The sequence below is a fragment of the Paraburkholderia bryophila genome (assembly GCF_003269035.1).
GTDB lineage: Bacteria > Pseudomonadota > Gammaproteobacteria > Burkholderiales > Burkholderiaceae > Paraburkholderia > Paraburkholderia bryophila.
Genome location: NZ_QLTK01000066.1, coordinates 3,010 through 4,132 on the forward strand (window position 1 = coordinate 3,010; position 1,123 = coordinate 4,132).

The 1,123-nt window shown below is 64.7% G+C and carries 2 protein-coding genes; both read left to right on the plus strand.

Annotated elements, in window-relative coordinates:
* The first annotated feature begins 1 nt into the window (after nucleotide 1).
* The gene (locus tag BX591_RS35680; protein WP_176343175.1) at nucleotides 2-901 is read left to right on the plus strand and encodes a baseplate J/gp47 family protein; all 900 of its coding nucleotides are present in this window, start codon (nucleotides 2-4) and stop codon (nucleotides 899-901) included.
* Nucleotides 894-1,123, plus strand: a 230-nt coding sequence (locus BX591_RS35685; protein ID WP_111935991.1) for a phage tail protein I, incomplete at its 3' end; no start/stop codon positions are given. The genes BX591_RS35680 and BX591_RS35685, both read left to right, overlap by 8 nt.

Here is a 1,123-nt window from a genome sequence, read left to right on the forward strand (position 1 = left end):
CATCGACCTGTCGCAACTGCCGTCCCCGGATATCGTCGAAACGATCGACTTCGAAACGCTGCTGGCCGAGCGCAAAGCGCGGCTCGTCTCTCTGTACCCGGTCGCCGATCAGACCGACGTTGCCGCCGCGCTCGAACTCGAGTCCGAGCCGATGGCGATTCTGCTGCAGGAGAACGCCTATCGCGAAATCACCTTGCGCCAGCGCGTCAATGACGCTGCGCGCGCGGTCATGCTCGCCTATGCGATGGACGGCGACCTCGACCAGCTCGCGGCCCTGTTCAACATCGAGCGGCTGACTATCGCCCCGGCTGATCCGGCGAACAACGTGCCGGCCACCATGGAAGGCAATACAGACTTGCGCGCCCGTGTGCAGCTCGCGCCGCAAAGTTTTTCCGTTGCCGGCCCTGAAGGCGCCTATGTATCGCACGCACGCAATGCAGATGGCCGCGTGCTGGATGCCTCGGCAACCAGCCCCGCGCCGTGCGAAGTGCTGGTAACGGTTCTCGCACGCGACGGCGACGGCACCGCGCCGCAGGATCTGCTCGACACGGTCGCCGCCAACCTGCAGGCCGATGACGTTCGCCCGCTCACGGACAAGGTGACCGTGCAGGGCGCGACCATCAAGCGCTATTCGGTCGTCGCCGATCTGGTTTTCTTTTCCGGGCCGGATCGTTCGGTGGCGCTCGCTGAAGCCCGTAAGCGCATGGCGAAGTACACCAGCGAGATGCGCAAGCTCGGCATGGAAATCACGCTCGACGGCATCTATGCCGCAGCGCGGCCGGCCGGCGTGCAAAAGGTGAATCTGATCAGCCCGACCGCCGGCATCGCGGTATCGAAGACCGAAGCGGCGTATTGCACGCTGATCGATCTGCGCGACGGCGGGGTGTACGCCAATGTCTAACCTGCTGCCCCCGAATTCGACGGTGCATGAACGCAATATCGCGACCGTCAACGCCCGTATCAGCGACATTCAATCGCCGCTGCGCGACCTGATGAACCCGGACACGATCCCGCTCGCGCTGCTGCCGTGGCTCGCGTGGCACCTCGGCGTCGACGCGTGGAAAGACTACTGGCCCGAACAGATAAAGCGTGCGCGGGTCAAGGCCGCGATCCCGATCGCGCG